Origin of the sequence: Rhodococcus sp. USK13 (assembly GCF_018343855.1) — a bacterium.
In the GTDB taxonomy this organism is placed as follows: domain Bacteria; phylum Actinomycetota; class Actinomycetes; order Mycobacteriales; family Mycobacteriaceae; genus Rhodococcus_F; species Rhodococcus_F oxybenzonivorans.
Map to the genome: position 1 here is coordinate 1,617,077 of NZ_CP069242.1, position 15,523 is coordinate 1,632,599.

At 63.1% G+C, this 15,523-nt stretch carries 16 protein-coding genes; all 16 read right to left on the reverse strand.

The window, feature by feature from the left end; all coding sequences use genetic code 11:
- Positions 1-18: 18 nt before the first annotated feature.
- A complete protein-coding gene (locus JQT59_RS10265) occupies positions 19-1,029 on the reverse strand; it encodes a PDR/VanB family oxidoreductase (RefSeq protein WP_502939811.1) in 1,011 nt (336 codons plus the stop codon).
- A gap of 463 nt (positions 1,030-1,492) precedes the next feature.
- Positions 1,493-1,681 (reverse strand): hypothetical protein, encoded by a 189-nt coding sequence (locus JQT59_RS10270; RefSeq protein ID WP_213576039.1) that lies wholly within the window; start codon positions 1,679-1,681, stop codon positions 1,493-1,495.
- A 28-nt stretch (positions 1,682-1,709) separates the two neighbouring features.
- On the reverse strand, positions 1,710-2,129 hold the full coding sequence (locus JQT59_RS10275; protein ID WP_213576040.1) for a DUF2834 domain-containing protein: 420 nt from the start codon (positions 2,127-2,129) through the stop codon (positions 1,710-1,712).
- Positions 2,129-2,275 (reverse strand): hypothetical protein, encoded by a 147-nt coding sequence (locus JQT59_RS10280; RefSeq protein ID WP_213576041.1) that lies wholly within the window; start codon positions 2,273-2,275, stop codon positions 2,129-2,131. Before JQT59_RS10280 ends, JQT59_RS10275 begins: the two co-directional genes overlap by 1 nt.
- A 245-nt stretch (positions 2,276-2,520) precedes the next feature.
- Positions 2,521-2,778 carry a transposase gene (locus JQT59_RS38345; RefSeq protein ID WP_213576042.1) on the reverse strand — a complete coding sequence of 86 codons (258 nt, stop codon included), beginning with the start codon at positions 2,776-2,778 and terminating at the stop codon, positions 2,521-2,523.
- A gap of 171 nt (positions 2,779-2,949) precedes the next feature.
- Positions 2,950-4,617, reverse strand: coding sequence for an AMP-binding protein (locus tag JQT59_RS10290; protein ID WP_213576043.1), 1,668 nt, complete (start codon positions 4,615-4,617; stop codon positions 2,950-2,952).
- Between the two features lie 195 nt (positions 4,618-4,812).
- The gene (locus tag JQT59_RS10295; RefSeq protein ID WP_213576044.1) at positions 4,813-6,258 is read right to left on the reverse strand and encodes an aldehyde dehydrogenase; all 1,446 of its coding nucleotides are present in this window, start codon (positions 6,256-6,258) and stop codon (positions 4,813-4,815) included.
- Between the two features lie 67 nt (positions 6,259-6,325).
- Positions 6,326-7,366, reverse strand: a complete 1,041-nt coding sequence (locus JQT59_RS10300) for an ABC transporter ATP-binding protein (protein WP_213576045.1) — start codon at positions 7,364-7,366, stop codon at positions 6,326-6,328.
- Between the two features lie 55 nt (positions 7,367-7,421).
- Complete coding sequence (locus JQT59_RS10305; protein WP_213576046.1) at positions 7,422-7,952, reverse strand: Rv1363c family protein; 531 nt, start codon at positions 7,950-7,952, stop codon at positions 7,422-7,424.
- Positions 7,949-8,545 (reverse strand): Rv1363c family protein, encoded by a 597-nt coding sequence (locus JQT59_RS10310; protein WP_213576047.1) that lies wholly within the window; start codon positions 8,543-8,545, stop codon positions 7,949-7,951. The genes JQT59_RS10305 and JQT59_RS10310 overlap by 4 nt, the downstream gene beginning before the upstream one ends.
- Positions 8,521-10,008, reverse strand: a complete 1,488-nt coding sequence (locus tag JQT59_RS10315) for an MCE family protein (RefSeq protein ID WP_213576048.1) — start codon at positions 10,006-10,008, stop codon at positions 8,521-8,523. The genes JQT59_RS10310 and JQT59_RS10315 overlap by 25 nt, the downstream gene beginning before the upstream one ends.
- A complete protein-coding gene (locus JQT59_RS10320) occupies positions 10,008-11,147 on the reverse strand; it encodes an MCE family protein (RefSeq protein ID WP_213576049.1) in 1,140 nt (379 codons plus the stop codon). The genes JQT59_RS10315 and JQT59_RS10320 overlap by 1 nt, the downstream gene beginning before the upstream one ends.
- Positions 11,144-12,358: an MCE family protein gene (locus JQT59_RS10325; RefSeq protein WP_213576050.1), complete on the reverse strand. Its 1,215-nt coding sequence runs from the start codon at positions 12,356-12,358 to the stop codon at positions 11,144-11,146. The genes JQT59_RS10320 and JQT59_RS10325 overlap by 4 nt, the downstream gene beginning before the upstream one ends.
- A complete protein-coding gene (locus tag JQT59_RS10330) occupies positions 12,358-13,359 on the reverse strand; it encodes an MCE family protein (protein ID WP_213576051.1) in 1,002 nt (333 codons plus the stop codon). Before JQT59_RS10330 ends, JQT59_RS10325 begins: the two co-directional genes overlap by 1 nt.
- Complete coding sequence (locus JQT59_RS10335; RefSeq protein ID WP_213576052.1) at positions 13,359-14,360, reverse strand: MCE family protein; 1,002 nt, start codon at positions 14,358-14,360, stop codon at positions 13,359-13,361. The genes JQT59_RS10330 and JQT59_RS10335 overlap by 1 nt, the downstream gene beginning before the upstream one ends.
- Positions 14,360-15,523, reverse strand: a complete 1,164-nt coding sequence (locus JQT59_RS10340; protein ID WP_213576053.1) for an MCE family protein — start codon at positions 15,521-15,523, stop codon at positions 14,360-14,362. Before JQT59_RS10340 ends, JQT59_RS10335 begins: the two co-directional genes overlap by 1 nt.

The window sequence follows — 15,523 nt, forward strand, 5'->3', positions numbered from 1 at the left end:
TGCCGACACTTTCATTGCCTATAGGTCCAGCACCAGTCGATTCGTGCGGGCACGTGATACGCACACCATCATTACTTCTCCGGCAGCCTGTTCAGCGTCGGAGAGCACCGAATCACGATGATCTGGTGTTCCCTCCAGTACCCGCACTTCGCATGTGCCGCAGACACCCTCGCGGCAACTGGCGATAATGGGAGCGCCAGCGTCCTCGAGGGTGTCCAGGATTGAGCTTCCAGGCGCCACTTCCACTGTGATCCCGGAACGCTGGCACACCACCTCGAGCTCCGCCGCTTCGTCATCGGATGGGGCGTCCGTAAGCGTCTTCGCGGCGAACCGCTCGATATGAAGACGTCCGGTCGGCCAGTGGGCACTGTGCTGCTCCACGGCGGCCAGCAGTGGCTCGGAGCCACAGCAGTAGAGGAGCGTGTCGTCCTCGGGCTGCTTCAAGAGGTTCTCGAGGTCGAGCAGACCTCGTTCATCCTGTGGCCAGACAGTGACCCGATCGCCGTAACGCGCGGTGAGGTCGGCTGCAAAGGCCATCGATGCTCGTGTCCGCCCGCCGTACAGGAGGGTCCAATCGTGACCTGCTTGCTCGGCCGCCTCGATCATCGCCACTATCGGGGTGATACCGATACCGCCGGCAATAAAACGGTAGCGGGAAGACTCGACAAGTGAAAAATTGTTGCGAGGGCCGCGTACTCTTACGGTTGCTCCTCTGTGGAGCTGCTCATGAACTAACCGCGATCCGCCCCGAGTATTGGGATCGAGAAGGATGCCGACTCGCCACATCTCTAGATCGGCAGGGTCGCCGCATAACGAATACTGGCGCGTCAGCCCATCGGCTAGGAGTAGGTCGATATGTGCTCCGGGTTCCCACCGTGGCAGTACATCCTTTTCTGGATGTGCAAGGTCCAGCAGTACTACCCCCTCTGAGGGCGTGCTGCGGTCGCGGACTACCAGGTCGGCACTGAACTCATCCATTTCAACGCTGGGTATCGTCATCACATTTGTCGTCATCGCATGTACCGTCATGACCTAGGGGTTGGTAGAGGGTGGATGAATCGTCATATAAGACAGGGGAAAGCATGTGGCTCCTCCGGATCCTATTTCACAGCGCATGCTGCTCTGTTTGATTTTGCCGAACGGCGCCATGGGTTCGTCGAAACGGCGCGAGCGCAGCTTCTGGTGATCTAAGTCTCGCCGCCAGTGGTCTCGTGTGCATCACCACGTTGGGGGTTGTCGATCCAACCCTGGGGGTAGTTGCTCATATCCGACCATTTCCGCCGACGGCCGCTGTGCTGCCCTCGATCCGATATCGCATGAAGGGGAGTGGGCTTCGGCTGGAATGTGATGGCGGGGTGGTTCTGGGAGTGCGAGTTGAGTGCGTTGTCCGATGCCATTCGGGCAGCTGCACGGTTTCACTGGTCCAATTGCATTCATGTGTCGCAGTACAAGATCGAAGCTTACGCGAATGCAGTTCGGACCGGTATCCCGGCTACGGCGACACTGCCGCGTTCTTCGAGTTCGTGGTGACGAATAGGGCATCAACTACGTCGTCACCGTCGATGATGTGACACGACGCATCGACAGTGACGCAATCCCGGAAGCAGCGGCCAACGGCGGTCGGGAACACCCGCCGCGAGCCGCTTCCGATCATGAAGAACAGGCGGGCGGAGGTGACCATGGTGGCGTGGTGGTGTCCGTTACGAGTCTCACACGGCTTCGGACTTGCGGCTGTTCACTGCTGCCGTTGCCGGTCGTTCAGAGTCGGCGCGCGCCAGGAATCGTTCGCGAGCAATGAGATAGAGCGGGAAGGCCATCGAGACACCGATGTAGGACAGTAGGACGAAGATCACGCCCCACTTTCTGCCCATTCCGATCCGCACGGTGTCCGTGAGCACCCAGACGATGAAAACCACCCATGCGATCAACATGTCGATGGTCAGGAAGGCCGCTGTGCCGCCCGGTTCGATACCGTCACCGAAGAACTCGATCGGATTGAGGATGTTGCCGCCGTCGCTGATCCAGTCGAGGCCGAACGGCCACGTCAGGAAGACTGCCGCGATCCCGATGACGAGATAGAAGGCGGGCCGGACATTCATCGCGGTGTTTCCGCGCACTTGGGTTGTCATCACTTTCCCTGCTCTGCGACGCGAATACGGATTTGGCGGGACAGGCTGGAGTCGCCGCTCGCGGCGTCCAGGTACGAGATCGCATCCGTCTCGTCGGCCATGTCATCGGGAATCGTCGGGGTATAGGCGGAATCGACCGTTGTCATGATCAACCTTCCTTTCGGTGTTCGCGGAGCAGATCGAGGTGTGCAGGCACGGTCACCCGGTGTCTACTCGTGCTGTGACTCGAGTCTCACGCATGGACCTCACGCATGCGTCACCCCGGTGGGGGAGTTATCCCTCGATTGGGAGGCAATTCTCGACCTACGGAGCTCCCACTGATAGTGCCGACGAGGCGATTCACTCCAGTGTGTACAAATCGAGTGCACAGCAACATATTCGAGCTCGAGATCTATCTCTTCCGTAAACGGCGATCGGGTGACTCGAGCCATTCGCCGCTTTGCGCGGTGCTGTCCCGGGTCGGGGACCGCGGGCCGACGTCAACGGTCGGAGACCGTATCGACCGTGTTTGGTACCTCGGTGCCCGACTCGTCCAACTTTCGGGTACGAACAATCGCCAGTTCACCGGTGCGGAACGGTTATCGATGGTGGCCTGCACGCTGACGGTGACCTGGTAGTTGCCACACTCACTGACGAGATGCGGCTCCATCCACACTTCAATGCTCTCGAACTGGGCTCAACTGACCTTCGTGGGTGGTTTCGGCCGGGCCGGTGTGGACAAACGCGCCGAGGCCATCATCGAAGTGCGATGACGGCCTCGGGGATGGCGAGATCGAATCAACGCCGGGTGATGGGTGATTGACATCGATCACGGAGTCGGCTATTGGTCAGTGACCGCTTCAATCGCTTGCTTGCGGAGGAGGAATTTCTGGATCTTCCCGGTCGCGGTGGTGGGGAGTTGATCGACGACCACAACCTTCTCGGGGATTTTCTGCGCCATGGCTTTGCGCTCGTTCCGCAGGAAATCGGCCAGCTCCTCCAAGGTCGGCGCGGGACCGTTCACCTCGATGAAGGCGCACACCTTCTCGCCGAGGCGCGGATCCGGCATGGATACCGCGGCCGCGCCCGTTATCGCCGGATGTGCCAGGAGGTGTTCTTCCACCTCACGCGCTGAGATATTCATGCCGCCGCGAATGATCAGGTCCTTGATCCGTCCCGTGACCCGCAGGTAGCCCTCCGCGTCGACCCGCCCCAGATCTCCTGAGGAGAGGAAGCCTCGGTCGTCGACCATCGCTGCCGTGCGTTCGGGATCGCGCCAGTAGCCGAGGAAGATTCCCGGCCCTCCGTAGAACATCTGGCCTTCCGCGCCAGCCGGCACGACGGTGCCGTCCTCGTCGCGGATCTCGAGCTGAACCCCGTCGAAGGCACGGCCGTCGGAGGAGAGCACCTTTTCGACGGGGTCGTCCGCGCGCACTGCGGTCACCAGCAGTCCTTCGCTGCTGCCGTATACGGGGAGTAAGAGGCATTCGGGAAGTGCTTTTTTCCATGCCCGCAGCAGCGTTTCCGGAATCGGAGCGCCGGCACTGACCCACATGCGCATCGAGCTGACGTCGTGGTCGGCACCCGCCTCGATGGCTCCGAGAGCCATTTGAAGGAACGGTGTCGCGGCCATGCTGATCGTCGTCTTGAACTCCGCGATACGCCGGAGGCCCTCGTTGGGCTCCCATACGTCGAGGAGGTGGATCCCGCTGCCGAGGATCAGCGGTGCCGCAACACCCACGGCGAGTCCGGTGGCATGCGTGATGGGTGAGGGCATGAACATCACGTCAGAGGGGTTCAGGTTCATCACCTCACCACCGAGCCCGTAGACGGTGAAGGAGAGCGTGTTGAACGTGTGCTGACAGCCCTTCGGCCGTGACTCGGTTCCTGATGTGTAGATGATGGCGTGGGTCGCATCGGCCGACGGTGGCGGTCCGAGTTCGTCGTCGCCTGGCACATGGTCGCCGGCGGTCAGCGATTCGAACGCAATCTCGTCGTCGCCCACTGCCCCACGCACAACGATGACATGCTCGAGGCCAGGCACCTCCGTGCGAACCTCGGCCAGCATGTCGGTGTAGCGAAACTTCCGGAATTCCTCTGTCACGAAGGAGATCTTGGCGCCGGAGTGTTCCAATACATACCGGACCTCGTCGTGCCGGTAGACCGGCATCGTCGGTACCAGTACGGCACCGATCCTGGCGAGCGCCACGTAGATGACGACGAATTCGTTCCAGTTCGGCAACTGGACCTGAACGCGGTCGCCCCGCTCGACTCCCAGCTTCTTCAACGAGGCGGCGAGACGGTATGCCTGCGCCCGAAGCTCACCGCGGGTAAGCGCTCCGTAGCCGTCGGTGACGGCGACGAAGTCAGGATCGATCGTGGCCCAGCGGTCGACATGTTCGGCCAGGCTTTCGTCGCGCCAGTACCCGTTCGATCGGAACGCCTCGAGGGTATTCGCACTGTAGCGGTCCTCGGGGAGAGTGGCTCCCGCGTGTTCCATGACATCCATGCGCGGATCCTTACTTTTCGGGTGCCTCTCCTCGACTTCGGACAGGCCCGGGAGGAATTGGTCGAACCATAATACCGACCAGGAAGGGATTAAAGGTGTGAATCGGACGCCTTCTCATCCTCCGGGGTGAGGGAAACACCCCGGAGGGATGAGCGGCCTGTGGGTGCGGATGCGCCCCGAGCGTCGCACTCGCCCTTACAGGTAGATCGACTTCGGCACAAGATAGGCCGACAACGCTTCCGGACCCAGTTCGCGGCCGAGTCCGCTGGCCTTGACGCCACCGAAGGGCGCTGTCGGGTCAGGGAGGTAGCCGTTGATGCCGATCGTTCCCGTCTGGATGCGTCGGGCGATGGCGACTCCGTGGTCGTGATCGGCGGTGAATACGGTGCCGCCGAGTCCGAAGTCGCTGTCGTTGGCGATGCGGACGGCGTCCTCGTCGTCGCGATACGAAATGATCGACAGCACCGGGCCGAAGATCTCTTCCTGAGCAATGGTGTAGTTGTTGTCGACGTCCGCGAAGATCGTCGGTTCGACGAACCATCCCTTGTCGAGGTCGGCGGGGCGTCCACCACCGACCGTGATGCGGGCGCCGTCGCCCTTGCCCTTCGCGATGTATGACTCCACACGGTCGCGCTGCCGGGCGCTCGCCATCGGTCCGATCATCGTGGCGGGGTCGAGGGAACTTCCTACGGTCAGCGACCCGGCGAGAGCGCTGAACGTGTCGACCACTTCCTGGTAGCGCGACTGCGGTGCCAGGATGCGGGTGCCGAGGTAGCAGACCTGCCCGTTGTTCAGCATGGTTGCGCCGAACAGCTGTTCACCGACCGTGGCGAGATCCAGGTTCGCGTCGTCGAGAATGATCGCCGCCGACTTCCCACCGAGTTCGAGCGTGACCGGCCGGAGCAGTCGACCGCAGGCCTCGGCGATATTGCGACCGGCCGCCGACGACCCGGTGAACGCCACCTTGTCGATGCCGGGGTGCGAGACCAGATACGCGCCCAGTTCGCGGCCTCCGGGCACGATGTTGATCACGCCCGCCGGCAGGTCTGCCTCTTCGATCGCCTCCGCGAGAACGTAGCTGTCGAGAACCGTCTCGGGGGACGGCTTGATGACGATCGTGCACCCGGCGGCGAGAGCCGGAGCGTATTTGAACGCGGCGAGCGCCTGCGGGAAGTTCCACGGGACGATGGCGCCAACGACGCCGATCGGCGTCTTGGTCACGAGAGTCGATCCGCCGAGCAGGCCCGGCCGGGTCTCCTCGAAGCTGTCGTTCTCGATCAGGCCGGCGTAATAGCGGAGCAGAATCTGCGGGAAGACCGCCTCCAGCTTCTCTGCCACGGCGACGGGCATGCCGTTCTGCGAACTGACCGCCTGGACCATGTCGGGTGCGCGCTTGTCGAGCGCATCAGCCAGGCGTCCCAGCGCCTGAGCTCGCCGTGCCGGCTCCCACTGTGACCACCCGGTCGGATCGTCGAATGCGCGGCGGGCGGCGTCGACGGCGGCGTCCATGTCCGGTTCGGCGCCGTCGGGGGCGTGGCCCACCACCTGCTCGTCGTTGGGTGAAATGACCGTGATCACGCCACTCGAGGTGGGCGCGTGCCATTCGCCTCCGATGAAGAAGGCGTTGTTATTCGTCGTCATGACGGGTTTCCTCTCGTCGATCTGTTCAGGGTGCTTCTTTTGCTGAGTCGTACTTTCGAACGGTGGATCACACGGATTCGAGGGGTTCCTCGTAAAGCGAAAACTCTTCGGTGTCGTCGTAAGAGCCGACGCTCTCCTCGAAGCTTTCCTGGATGGCGATCTGGGCGCTTTCGGGGAGGGTGTGCATGATGTGCCGGACGCGTTCCTGGCGGCGGGCCACGGCCTGGCGGAACGGCATTCCCGGGGTTGCCTTCATCTGCGGGACGATGCCCTCGACGTCGTCGACACCACCGGCGTGGTGTCCGGCGTCGACCATCGCCTGTTCGGCGGCCATGGTCGCCTCGTCCTTTTCCTCCGACATCCCGATCGGACCGATCATGGTGCCGTTGAGGAACTGCTTGACCACCGGCTGGTCGCTGGTGAGCAGGACCTCTCGGGGGCCGAACATCACCAATTCTCGGCGGAAGAGCATGCCGATGTTGTCCGGGACGGTGCGGGCGAGGTTGATGTTGTGCGAGACGATCAGGATCGTCGCGTCGATCTCGGCGTTGATGTCGATCAACGTCTGCGAAATGTAGGTGGTGCGCACCGGATCCAGGCCGGAGTCCGGCTCGTCGACGAGGATGATCTGTGGGTCGAGTACCAGGGCCCGGGCCAGGCCCGCACGCTTGCGCATACCGCCGGAGATCTCGCCGGGCAGTTTGTCCTCGGCCCCGAGCAGGCCGACGAGTTCCATCTTTTCCATCACGACCTTGCGGACGTCGGACTCGGATTTCTTGGTGTGTTCACGCAGAGGGAACGCGACGTTGTCGTAGAGGTTCATCGACCCGAACAGGGCGCCGTCCTGGAAGAGCACGCCGAACAGTTTGCGGATCTCGTAGAGTTCCTTGCTGGAGCATTCGAGAATGTTGGTGCCGTCGATCACGATCGAGCCTTGCTCCGGGCGGAGTAGACCGATCAGCGATTTCAGGAACACCGACTTACCGGTTCCCGACGGGCCCAGCAACGCGCTGACCTCACCCGTCGGAAGGGTCAATGTGACGTCCTGCCAGATCCTCTGCGAGCCGAACGACTTGGTCAGTCCCTCGACGGATACCTCGACTCCCACGACTACCTCCTACGATTACGAAAAAAGCGACTGATCCCCGTGTTTCGGGATGTGGTCAGACCGGGGTCATTTCCGTCATGACCCACGTTCCCTCCTGCTCGGTCATCCCGACCCGTACGCGACTTCCGTCCAACTTCGGTGCGGCGCTGTCGGTGCTGGTGGTCGACTGGTTGACGAAGAACAGCAGCGTCACTGCGTCCTCGGACGCGGAGACGATGGACGATTCGACGACGGTCGCCGAGGTGACGACTTGGCGTTCTTTCGCCGAGGGGATGATGACTTCTTTGCCGACACTGTCGAACTGGCCGCGGAGATCGCCACCGAGATTGGGAAGTACGTCGGCGAAGTGCGCGTCGATGGTGTTGAAGTCGTACGACAGCACGTCGGCGATCAGTTGCGTTCCGCGTTCGCGCGCCTGGGTCTCCGCGGTGTTCACCTGGCGGTGATCGTGTACCTGGAGAGCCGTAGCGACGGCGACCGCGACCAGTGCGCCGGCGAGAAGGACTGCGAGGTAACGGGTGGCGCGCCGGCGTGCGAAGGTCCAGGATGCGACTGCCTCGGGGATTCGGGCGAGTGTGTTTCTCATGCTACGAACTCCACATCTGAGACGAGCCAGTTGCCGTCCACCGAATCGAGGGAGACCTTCATGCGGTAGACGCGGATCTCGCCGTCGGGTGCCTCGGTGTTCTTCACCGTGGAGGTCACGGCAGCGAGGACCACGGCATGGTCGTTGTCGGCCTCGACGAGCCCGGCTTCCTTCACCTCGCCGGTCGACTCGACTTGGCCCTGATTCAACACGTCACCGAAACTTCCCGATGCGCTGGTGAACTGGTCCCGGAAAGGTCCGGTGGTGCCGTCCGCGACGCGCTGGATGTCTTCGTCCACGCTTTGATGTCGCAGCGTCACAAGGTTGACCACCACCTGCCGGGCCGTTTCGAGGACCTGCTCATCGCGGGACTGTGCGGCTTGTTCGGCGCGTAGGTTCGTCCACGAGATGCCGCCGCCGACCGCGGCGGCGATCGCGATCACCAGCGTTGCGGCCAGTCCGATGAGGAATCTGCGCGTCGGTACCCGCTCCTCGGAGTCGTGTGTCGTCGCCGGGACGTCGTCCCTGTCGTGGTCAACGTCGGTGTGGTCGAGGTGGGTCTCGACCTCTACCGGAGCAGAAGTGCCTGCCATGTTGATTCCTCCTTCGAGTGTGGTGCAGAAACGCTGGCGATCGAGTAGAGATCACCGTTCGGTGCCCGGAAGTTTCCGGTGACCGGGTCATAGGGGACGCTGACTGAGCCGTCGCTGTCGGTGAAGCCTTGCGGGGTCGTCCACGAGGCCGGCGTGGCGGTCCCGGGGGCGATGGCGTCAGGGGGCGACGGGGTCGAGATCGGGCCTGTGTTCGGTGCGCCGGTGTCCGTCGTCGGCGGGATGTATGGTTGGCCGGGCCGGGCGAGCATTTCCGGCCAGGTGGACGGCAGACCACCGGGGCAATTCGCGATTTCCGCGGTTCGCACCGCAGGATTGGTCGCGCAGGGGATGTTGCGCGCCCCTCGGGCGACGCGGGGGTCGGCCTGCGGCAGTTTGCAGTAGGAATTTTCCGGTGCCGGGGCGGAGCTGACATCGCTGGGGTCGCGGCGTTGCGTTTCCTGGTAGCCCTCGGTGCAGGGCAGCGGGTTCGCGGAGTTGCCGAGTTTGACGTCGAGGGGGCCCTGACCGTAGACGCGGTCCTCGCCCTGGACTCCGCGGTGCATGTAGTTGATCGAGGCGGACACCGCCGGGTAGATCACCAGAATCTGCTCGATCCCGGGGATGTTCACCCGGGCGACCTCGCCGACCGTCTGCAGGTTCGCCAGCAGCAGCGGAACGGTCGGGCGTACGTCGTCGAGTGTGCCGCTGACGGTGTCGAAGAACTGCGATCCATGGTCGAGTACCCCGCGAACCTGGGCGTCACTCATCACCAACTGCTCGGAGAACGAGGACAGATCGCGGGAGAAGCTCGCGATGTCGGCGCGTGAGTCGACACCTGCGTCGAGGACAGGTTCGGCGTCATCGAGCAGGGTGGTCGTAGTACCGATCTTGGCCTGCGCGAGCTCGATCAGGGGACGCGAGGAGTCGATGAGCCGCGACAGAGCTGGCCCCGTCCCGTTCAAGGCGGTGTAGGCCTCGTCGACGGTGACGCGCAGATCGTCCTTCGGCAGCTCGGAGAGGAGCACGTTCACCTTGTCGACGACCTCGGAGGCGGGCACCGGTATTTCGGTGTTCTCCTTCGAGATCACATCACCGTCGGCGAGGAAGGGGCCGTCGGACGACGCTGGGATCATGTCCAGGTACTGCTCGCCGATGGCGGAGACACTGCGGACGAATGCCTGGCTGTTACTCGGGATCGCGAAATCTGAATCGAGCTGCAATTCTGCGGCCGCCCGATCGGGACCCAGGTCGATCGACTTCACGACGCCGACGTCGACGCCTCGATAGGTCACCAAGGAGTTCACATAAAGTCCTCCGGCGCGGTCGAACTCCGCTGTTACCGTGTACATCCCGATTCCGGTGACCCTCTTCAGGCCAAGGTAGTTGACCGCGGCGTTGCCGACGGCGAGAACCGCCACGACCGTGAACACGATGAGTTGGAAGCGAACGAGTTTTGTTCTCATCAGCGCGGTGCTCCGTTCTGCGGTGCGGACGCTGCGGGTCCGTCGGATGTTGTTGCACCGGCGGGCGCCAACAGAGGATTCACCGCTTGACGGGCTGGGTTCAGTCCCGCCAACTCGTCGAGGGGAATGCTGCCGAGAACCTTGCCGCCGACCGTTTCGGCGCTGACATCGAGGGTGAGGAACAGGTTCATGTAGTCCCCCCTGACGGCGCGCTGAGTCGTCGTGACAGGGAACGGAATAGTTCCGGCGATCTTGAGTGCTTCCGGGAGGTGATCTCCGGCCGCGGCGAGTTGAGAGAGCACCGGCTGCAGCGACCTCAGATTAGCGTCGAGGTCCTCGCGGCTGCTCTCGAGCACGTCGGTGGCGACCTCGCCGAACCGTCCCACATCGCCCAGCATCGTGGTGAGTTGCTTCTGCTGTTCGTCGAGGATCTGCAGAGCGGGCTGGATCGAGGTGATCCCACGGTCGATCGTCTGATTCTGACTGGCTAATTCCGCGCCGAGGCGATCGAGGCCGTCGATGGCCCGGACGATGTCGTCGCGCTGTTGGTCGACACCGCCGACGAACTCTTCGAGGTTGCCGAACAGGCTGCGCAGCGATTCCTCGCGGCCACCGAGAACGCGGTTGAGCTCAGATGTCACGGTGCGAATCTGCTGTAGCCCACTGCCGTTGAGGACGAGAGCGAGCGCCGAGAGCACCTCCTCGGTCGAGGGGTACTGACTGGTTCGGTCGAGGGGGATCACGTCCCCGTCGGCGAGTGTACCGACTGCATCCACACCGGGCGGCACGGTCAGCTCGAGGTACTGGGAGCCGAGCACACTGGTTTGCGCGAGCTTGGCACCGACATTCGCGGGGATCTCCGCTTCCGGGTCGAGCTCGAGTGTCAGTTTGGCTCCCCAGTTGTCGCCGGTGATGTGGCTGATATTTCCGACGATGACGTTGCCGGCCTTGACCGGTGAGTTTCCGACCAGATTCTGGATGTCCACCAATTCGACTGTCACCTGGTGTGTGTCACCTCCGACCGCATTGCCGGGCAGCCCGATCGAATTGATTCCGTCGAATCGGCACCCCGCCGCCGCCGCCACGACACCGACGAGCATGGTCGCTGTGAGCGCCGACCTCCGAATGGTGTTCGTCATCGTGGTCCCTCCGGGAGAATGAGGTTCTGCAGACTCTGGGTGATCGAGGCAACCGGATCGCCCGGTGCCGGGGCGCCCGGCGCGGTCCCCGGCGCAGCGGGAGTGGCGCCCGGTGCCGGTACCACCTGCCGGGCGACGGCGGTGGCCAGCGGCGCCGCGAATGCGCCTGCAGCCGTAGCGCATTCATTTGCCGGAGCGTCGACCGTGGTCAGCAGTGCGCAGATCAGCGAGCGCGGGTCCGGCATCTCGGGCACAGCGAGCGCACCGGTCAGCGAGTTCGAGTCGGGATCGTAGATGTTGTAGAAGTCGGACAGCGCTGTCGGTCCGGCGTGCAGGATCGACATCAGGGTGTCCTGGCGGTCGACGAGCAACCGGGTGATGTCCTCGAGCTGCCCGACGTTCTCGACCAACGCCCCACGGTTGTCCTCGATGAACTGCGTAACTTCCTGGAATGTGGTCAACATGCTGCTCAACATCGCGTCGAGTTCGGTCCGGTTGGCGTTGAGCAGCCCCGACACGTTCGCGAGTTCGCCGCTGAACGCCCGGATCTGCTGGTCGCTGGCAGCGAGCGCGGTCGTGAACTTCTGCAGGTTCTCGACAGTGCCGAACAAATCCTCACCGCTCGCGTTCAAGGTGGTGGCGGCGTCCGAGAGGTGGGTGAGCGAATCATGCAGCGCCGAACCCGTCCCGTCCAGTGTCCGGGCGGTGCTGCTCACAAAACGGTTGAGCGAACCGTCCGGGTGCTCCGGAGTGCGGCCGGCGTCCTCGGCGAGCTTGACCACCTGCTTCTTGATCTCGTCGAACTCCACCGGAACGGCGGTTCGATCCAGGGGAATCTCGTCACCGTCCGCCAGGGTCGGCCCACCCGAATACGCCGGTGCCAGCTGAATATAACGGCCGGTCACCAGTGTCGGGGCCACGACCGCGGCCTTCGTGTCGGCGGGAACGTCGTACTCGTTGTCGTAATCGAATTCTACCCGGACCCGCTCGCCGTCCGGCTCGATCGTCGTGATGCGGCCGACCTCGACACCGAGAATCATCACCCGGTCTCCGACGTACATGCCGGTGGTGTTCCGGAAGTACGCCGTGACGTGGTTGACGGAGTGATTTTCGATCCACGCGGCGGTCAGCAACCCGACGAGGGCGACCGCGATCACCACGGCGAGCAGTCTCGCCGGAAGTGCCCGTGCCATTTCCCGTACCGATGCCATCAGCGCGGCCCCCCGAAACTTCCCGGAAGCTGCCCGGAGAGATTGGCCGGCACGATGTTGTGGAGCAGCACCCCGAAGAACGGCCCGCTGCCCACCGCCTCGCCGACCTGCTTCGCGAACCGTTCGAGGCCGGTCAGCGATGCGTTGATGTTGTCGTAATTGCTGTTCAATGTGGCCACCAGAGTCTTCAACTGTTCGAGAGTGGGTCCGAGTGTTGCCGAGTTGTCGCGGGAGAGCCCGGTGAGTGCATCGGCCACCTGACGTGACTGCACGAGAACGCGATGGATGGTGTCCGCGCGGCTGTTCAGCGCGGCGAAGAGCGATTGCCCCTGGCCGAACAGGGACGCGACCTGAACGTCGCGGTCCGCGAGGATTTCGGACACGTCGGCCGCACCCGAGAGCAACTGACGCAGTTCCTCGTCCCGGCTCGCCACCGTGTTCGACAGCCGGGACAGACCGTCGAGGGATGACCGCAGATCGGGCGGAAGCTCGTCCTCGACCGAGGAGACCTGCTCGAGCGCGCCGGAGAGGTTGGCGGTGTCGGTATCGGAGACCTTGTTGGTGACTTCCTCGAGCGCACGGGTGATGTCGTATCCGGAGCTGGTTTGTGCCAGCGGGATGGTCGCGTCCTCGGCGAGTTCACCGTGACGTCCCGGAGAAATTTCCACGTATCGCCGCCCGAGAGCGGTTTCGACCTTGATCGCTGCTGTGGTGTCTTCGCCGAGCCCGACCGCACCGCTGTCCACGTCGAATTCCACGTCGACTTTTCCATCGGCAATCGACAGCTTTTTGACTTCGCCGACTTTCACGCCGGCAATCTGAGTCGTGTCACCGACTGCAAGGCCGCTGGCATCGGCGAACTCGGCATGGTAGGTCGCCGCCCTGTTGATACCGGGAATGGAGTTGAAGTTAAGCGCGAGGAACATGACGCCGATCAGGATCGCTGTTCCAATGAGGCCGATGCGGAACGCATCGCGTTCGAGGAATGACTTCTGGGCCATCACTGGCACCTTTCTGCGGGAGCCTTGAACATCGGTGTGTATCCACCGGGCCCGGGCGCGTACTTGATAGCGAGGCCACAGACGAAGAAGTTCACAAAGCTTCCGTAACCTGCGACGCGGCCGATGAGGCGGTAGTTCTCGGGCAGGGTGGACAGCACCATGTTGAGAGTGTCGGTGTTCGCATTGAGGTTGCCCGCGAGATCGCCCAGCGCAACGACGTCCTGCGCAATCGCGGGCCGATTCTGCTCGAGCACTCCTGCGAGGCTGTCCGTGACACGGTCGATGCTCACCAGCGAGTTGGTAATCAGGTCACGGTCACCGTCGAGGCCGGCGACCAGTCGTTGAAGCTGGTCGATCAGCGCCGAGAACTGGTCACCGCGGTTGTTCACGGTCCCGACGACGGCGTTGAAGTTGTTCACCACCTGGCCGATCGCTTGATCCCGGTCCGCCAGTGTGTTAGCGAGAGTCCCGATCTGACTCACCAGACGCCCGATACTTGCTTCCTGGCCGTTGAGTACCTCGATCAGCGAGGCGGAGAGTTGATTTGTCTGATCCGGGTCGAGACCTTGAAGCAGAGGTCGGAAGCCGTTGACCACCTGGTCGAGGTCCAGCGCCGGCGTGGTCTGTTCGAGCGGAATCGGGCCGTCGAGCGCTCCGATGGCGCCGGGGCCATTCGACAACTCTACGTAGCGGTCACCGATCAGGTTCTTGTATTTGATTTTCGCGGTGGTCCCCGCCGACAGCGGGCGTTCGGTGGAGAGGGAGAACGAGACCACTGCCGTGCCGTCTGCGGCCAACTCCACTTCCTTCACCTTGCCCATCGGCACACCGCCGACCTTGACGTCCTCGCCGTTGCCCAGCCCGGACGCGTTCGCGAAGACGGCCTGATAGGTGTGCGTGCTGCCGAAGCGCATGTTGCCCACCACCGTCGCCACCCCGAATCCGGTCAACGACGTGACCAGAACGAAGATCAGTAACTTGATTCCCGGTGCCTTCGTCATCAGCGTGCGCCTCCGAACATGAACTGCGCAAATGGATTACCGATCAGATCTTCGACACCGCGTGTCGGCTGGTAGGCATGGCTGCCGTCGTCGAAGTCGGTATGTCCGGGTGCCTGCCCGGGGTCGTAACACCGCGGCGGGCCGTCCGCACCGTTCTTCGGCGCGTTCTCCGGGTATGCGTACGGCGGATCACCCATCAGCAGAGTGCCGAGGATGTTCAGCCCCGCCTGATCGCTACCGCCGACGGTGCGCTCGAGGTATCTGTTGGTCTGATCTATACTCGCCAGGAAGCACGGATACATCGGCGCGTGCTGGGCGAGCAGTGCCGTCGTCGGTTCGAGCGCATCGAGGGACTTCTTCAGCGGGTCACCGGACGCCTCGAAGAAGCTTCGCCCGCTGTTGCCGAAGCCGCTGAAGCTGAGCAGGAAGGCACTCAACTGCTGTTCGCGTTCGGTCACCGTGTCACTGGTGGTGCTCGCGTGGTCGACGGTTCGAAGGAGTTCCGGAGCGGCGTCGGCGAGGATGTCGGAGACCTCCGCGCCCTTGACCACGTCGCGCTGCAATGTGGGGAGGCTGCCGTTGAACTCGGACAGGTAGGTGTCGAGCTCGACCATCATGTCACCGAGTTGGTCGCCGCGGCCCTGCAACGAGGTGGACAGCGCACTCAACGTTGCGTTGACCTTTTGCGGTTCCACAGTCCGCAGCACCGTCACCAGCGAATCGAGGAGGTCGTTCACCTCGGTGGCCACAGCGGTCCCCTGAACGACAGATCCAGCCGAAAGGGTTGAACTCGAAGGATGTTCCGGCTGCACGAGCGTGACGAACTTGCGTCCGAACAAAGTGGTCGGATCGATCACGGCTGTGATGTTCTCCGGGATCGCCGAGGTTCGGCTCTCGTCGATGTGCATTGTGATCTCGGCCTGGTCGTCGACGAGTTGTACCTTCGACACCCGGCCGACGACGACATCGCGCATCTTGATGTCCGAGCCGGGTTCGAGCATCAGCCCTGACCGCGCGGAGTACAGCGTGACCGGCACGGTCGAGGAGAACGATCCGCGGTAGATGCCCACGGACACTGCGGTCGCGATCGCCATCAACACGATCAGACACATACCCAGGAGCGCGTAGACGAGGCGGCTCCGCTCTTCGATATGGCCACCCAT

What these genes read in the sequence shown, in the direction of transcription:
- JQT59_RS10265 (WP_502939811.1), bottom strand. Translation starts at nt 1,029, where the DNA reads ATGACGGTACATGCGATGACGACAAATGTGATGACGATACCCAGCGTT.
- JQT59_RS10270 (WP_213576039.1), bottom strand. Translation starts at nt 1,681, where the DNA reads ATGGTCACCTCCGCCCGCCTGTTCTTCATGATCGGAAGCGGCTCGCGG.
- JQT59_RS10275 (WP_213576040.1), bottom strand. Translation starts at nt 2,129, where the DNA reads ATGACAACCCAAGTGCGCGGAAACACCGCGATGAATGTCCGGCCCGCC.
- JQT59_RS10280 (WP_213576041.1), bottom strand. Translation starts at nt 2,275, where the DNA reads ATGACAACGGTCGATTCCGCCTATACCCCGACGATTCCCGATGACATG.
- JQT59_RS38345 (WP_213576042.1), bottom strand. Translation starts at nt 2,778, where the DNA reads ATGGAGCCGCATCTCGTCAGTGAGTGTGGCAACTACCAGGTCACCGTC.
- JQT59_RS10290 (WP_213576043.1), bottom strand. Translation starts at nt 4,617, where the DNA reads ATGGATGTCATGGAACACGCGGGAGCCACTCTCCCCGAGGACCGCTAC.
- JQT59_RS10295 (WP_213576044.1), bottom strand. Translation starts at nt 6,258, where the DNA reads ATGACGACGAATAACAACGCCTTCTTCATCGGAGGCGAATGGCACGCG.
- JQT59_RS10305 (WP_213576046.1), bottom strand. Translation starts at nt 7,952, where the DNA reads ATGAGAAACACACTCGCCCGAATCCCCGAGGCAGTCGCATCCTGGACC.
- JQT59_RS10310 (WP_213576047.1), bottom strand. Translation starts at nt 8,545, where the DNA reads ATGGCAGGCACTTCTGCTCCGGTAGAGGTCGAGACCCACCTCGACCAC.
- JQT59_RS10315 (WP_213576048.1), bottom strand. Translation starts at nt 10,008, where the DNA reads ATGAGAACAAAACTCGTTCGCTTCCAACTCATCGTGTTCACGGTCGTG.
- JQT59_RS10320 (WP_213576049.1), bottom strand. Translation starts at nt 11,147, where the DNA reads ATGACGAACACCATTCGGAGGTCGGCGCTCACAGCGACCATGCTCGTC.
- JQT59_RS10325 (WP_213576050.1), bottom strand. Translation starts at nt 12,358, where the DNA reads ATGGCATCGGTACGGGAAATGGCACGGGCACTTCCGGCGAGACTGCTC.
- JQT59_RS10330 (WP_213576051.1), bottom strand. Translation starts at nt 13,359, where the DNA reads ATGGCCCAGAAGTCATTCCTCGAACGCGATGCGTTCCGCATCGGCCTC.
- JQT59_RS10335 (WP_213576052.1), bottom strand. Translation starts at nt 14,360, where the DNA reads ATGACGAAGGCACCGGGAATCAAGTTACTGATCTTCGTTCTGGTCACG.
- JQT59_RS10340 (WP_213576053.1), bottom strand. Translation starts at nt 15,523, where the DNA reads ATGGGTGGCCATATCGAAGAGCGGAGCCGCCTCGTCTACGCGCTCCTG.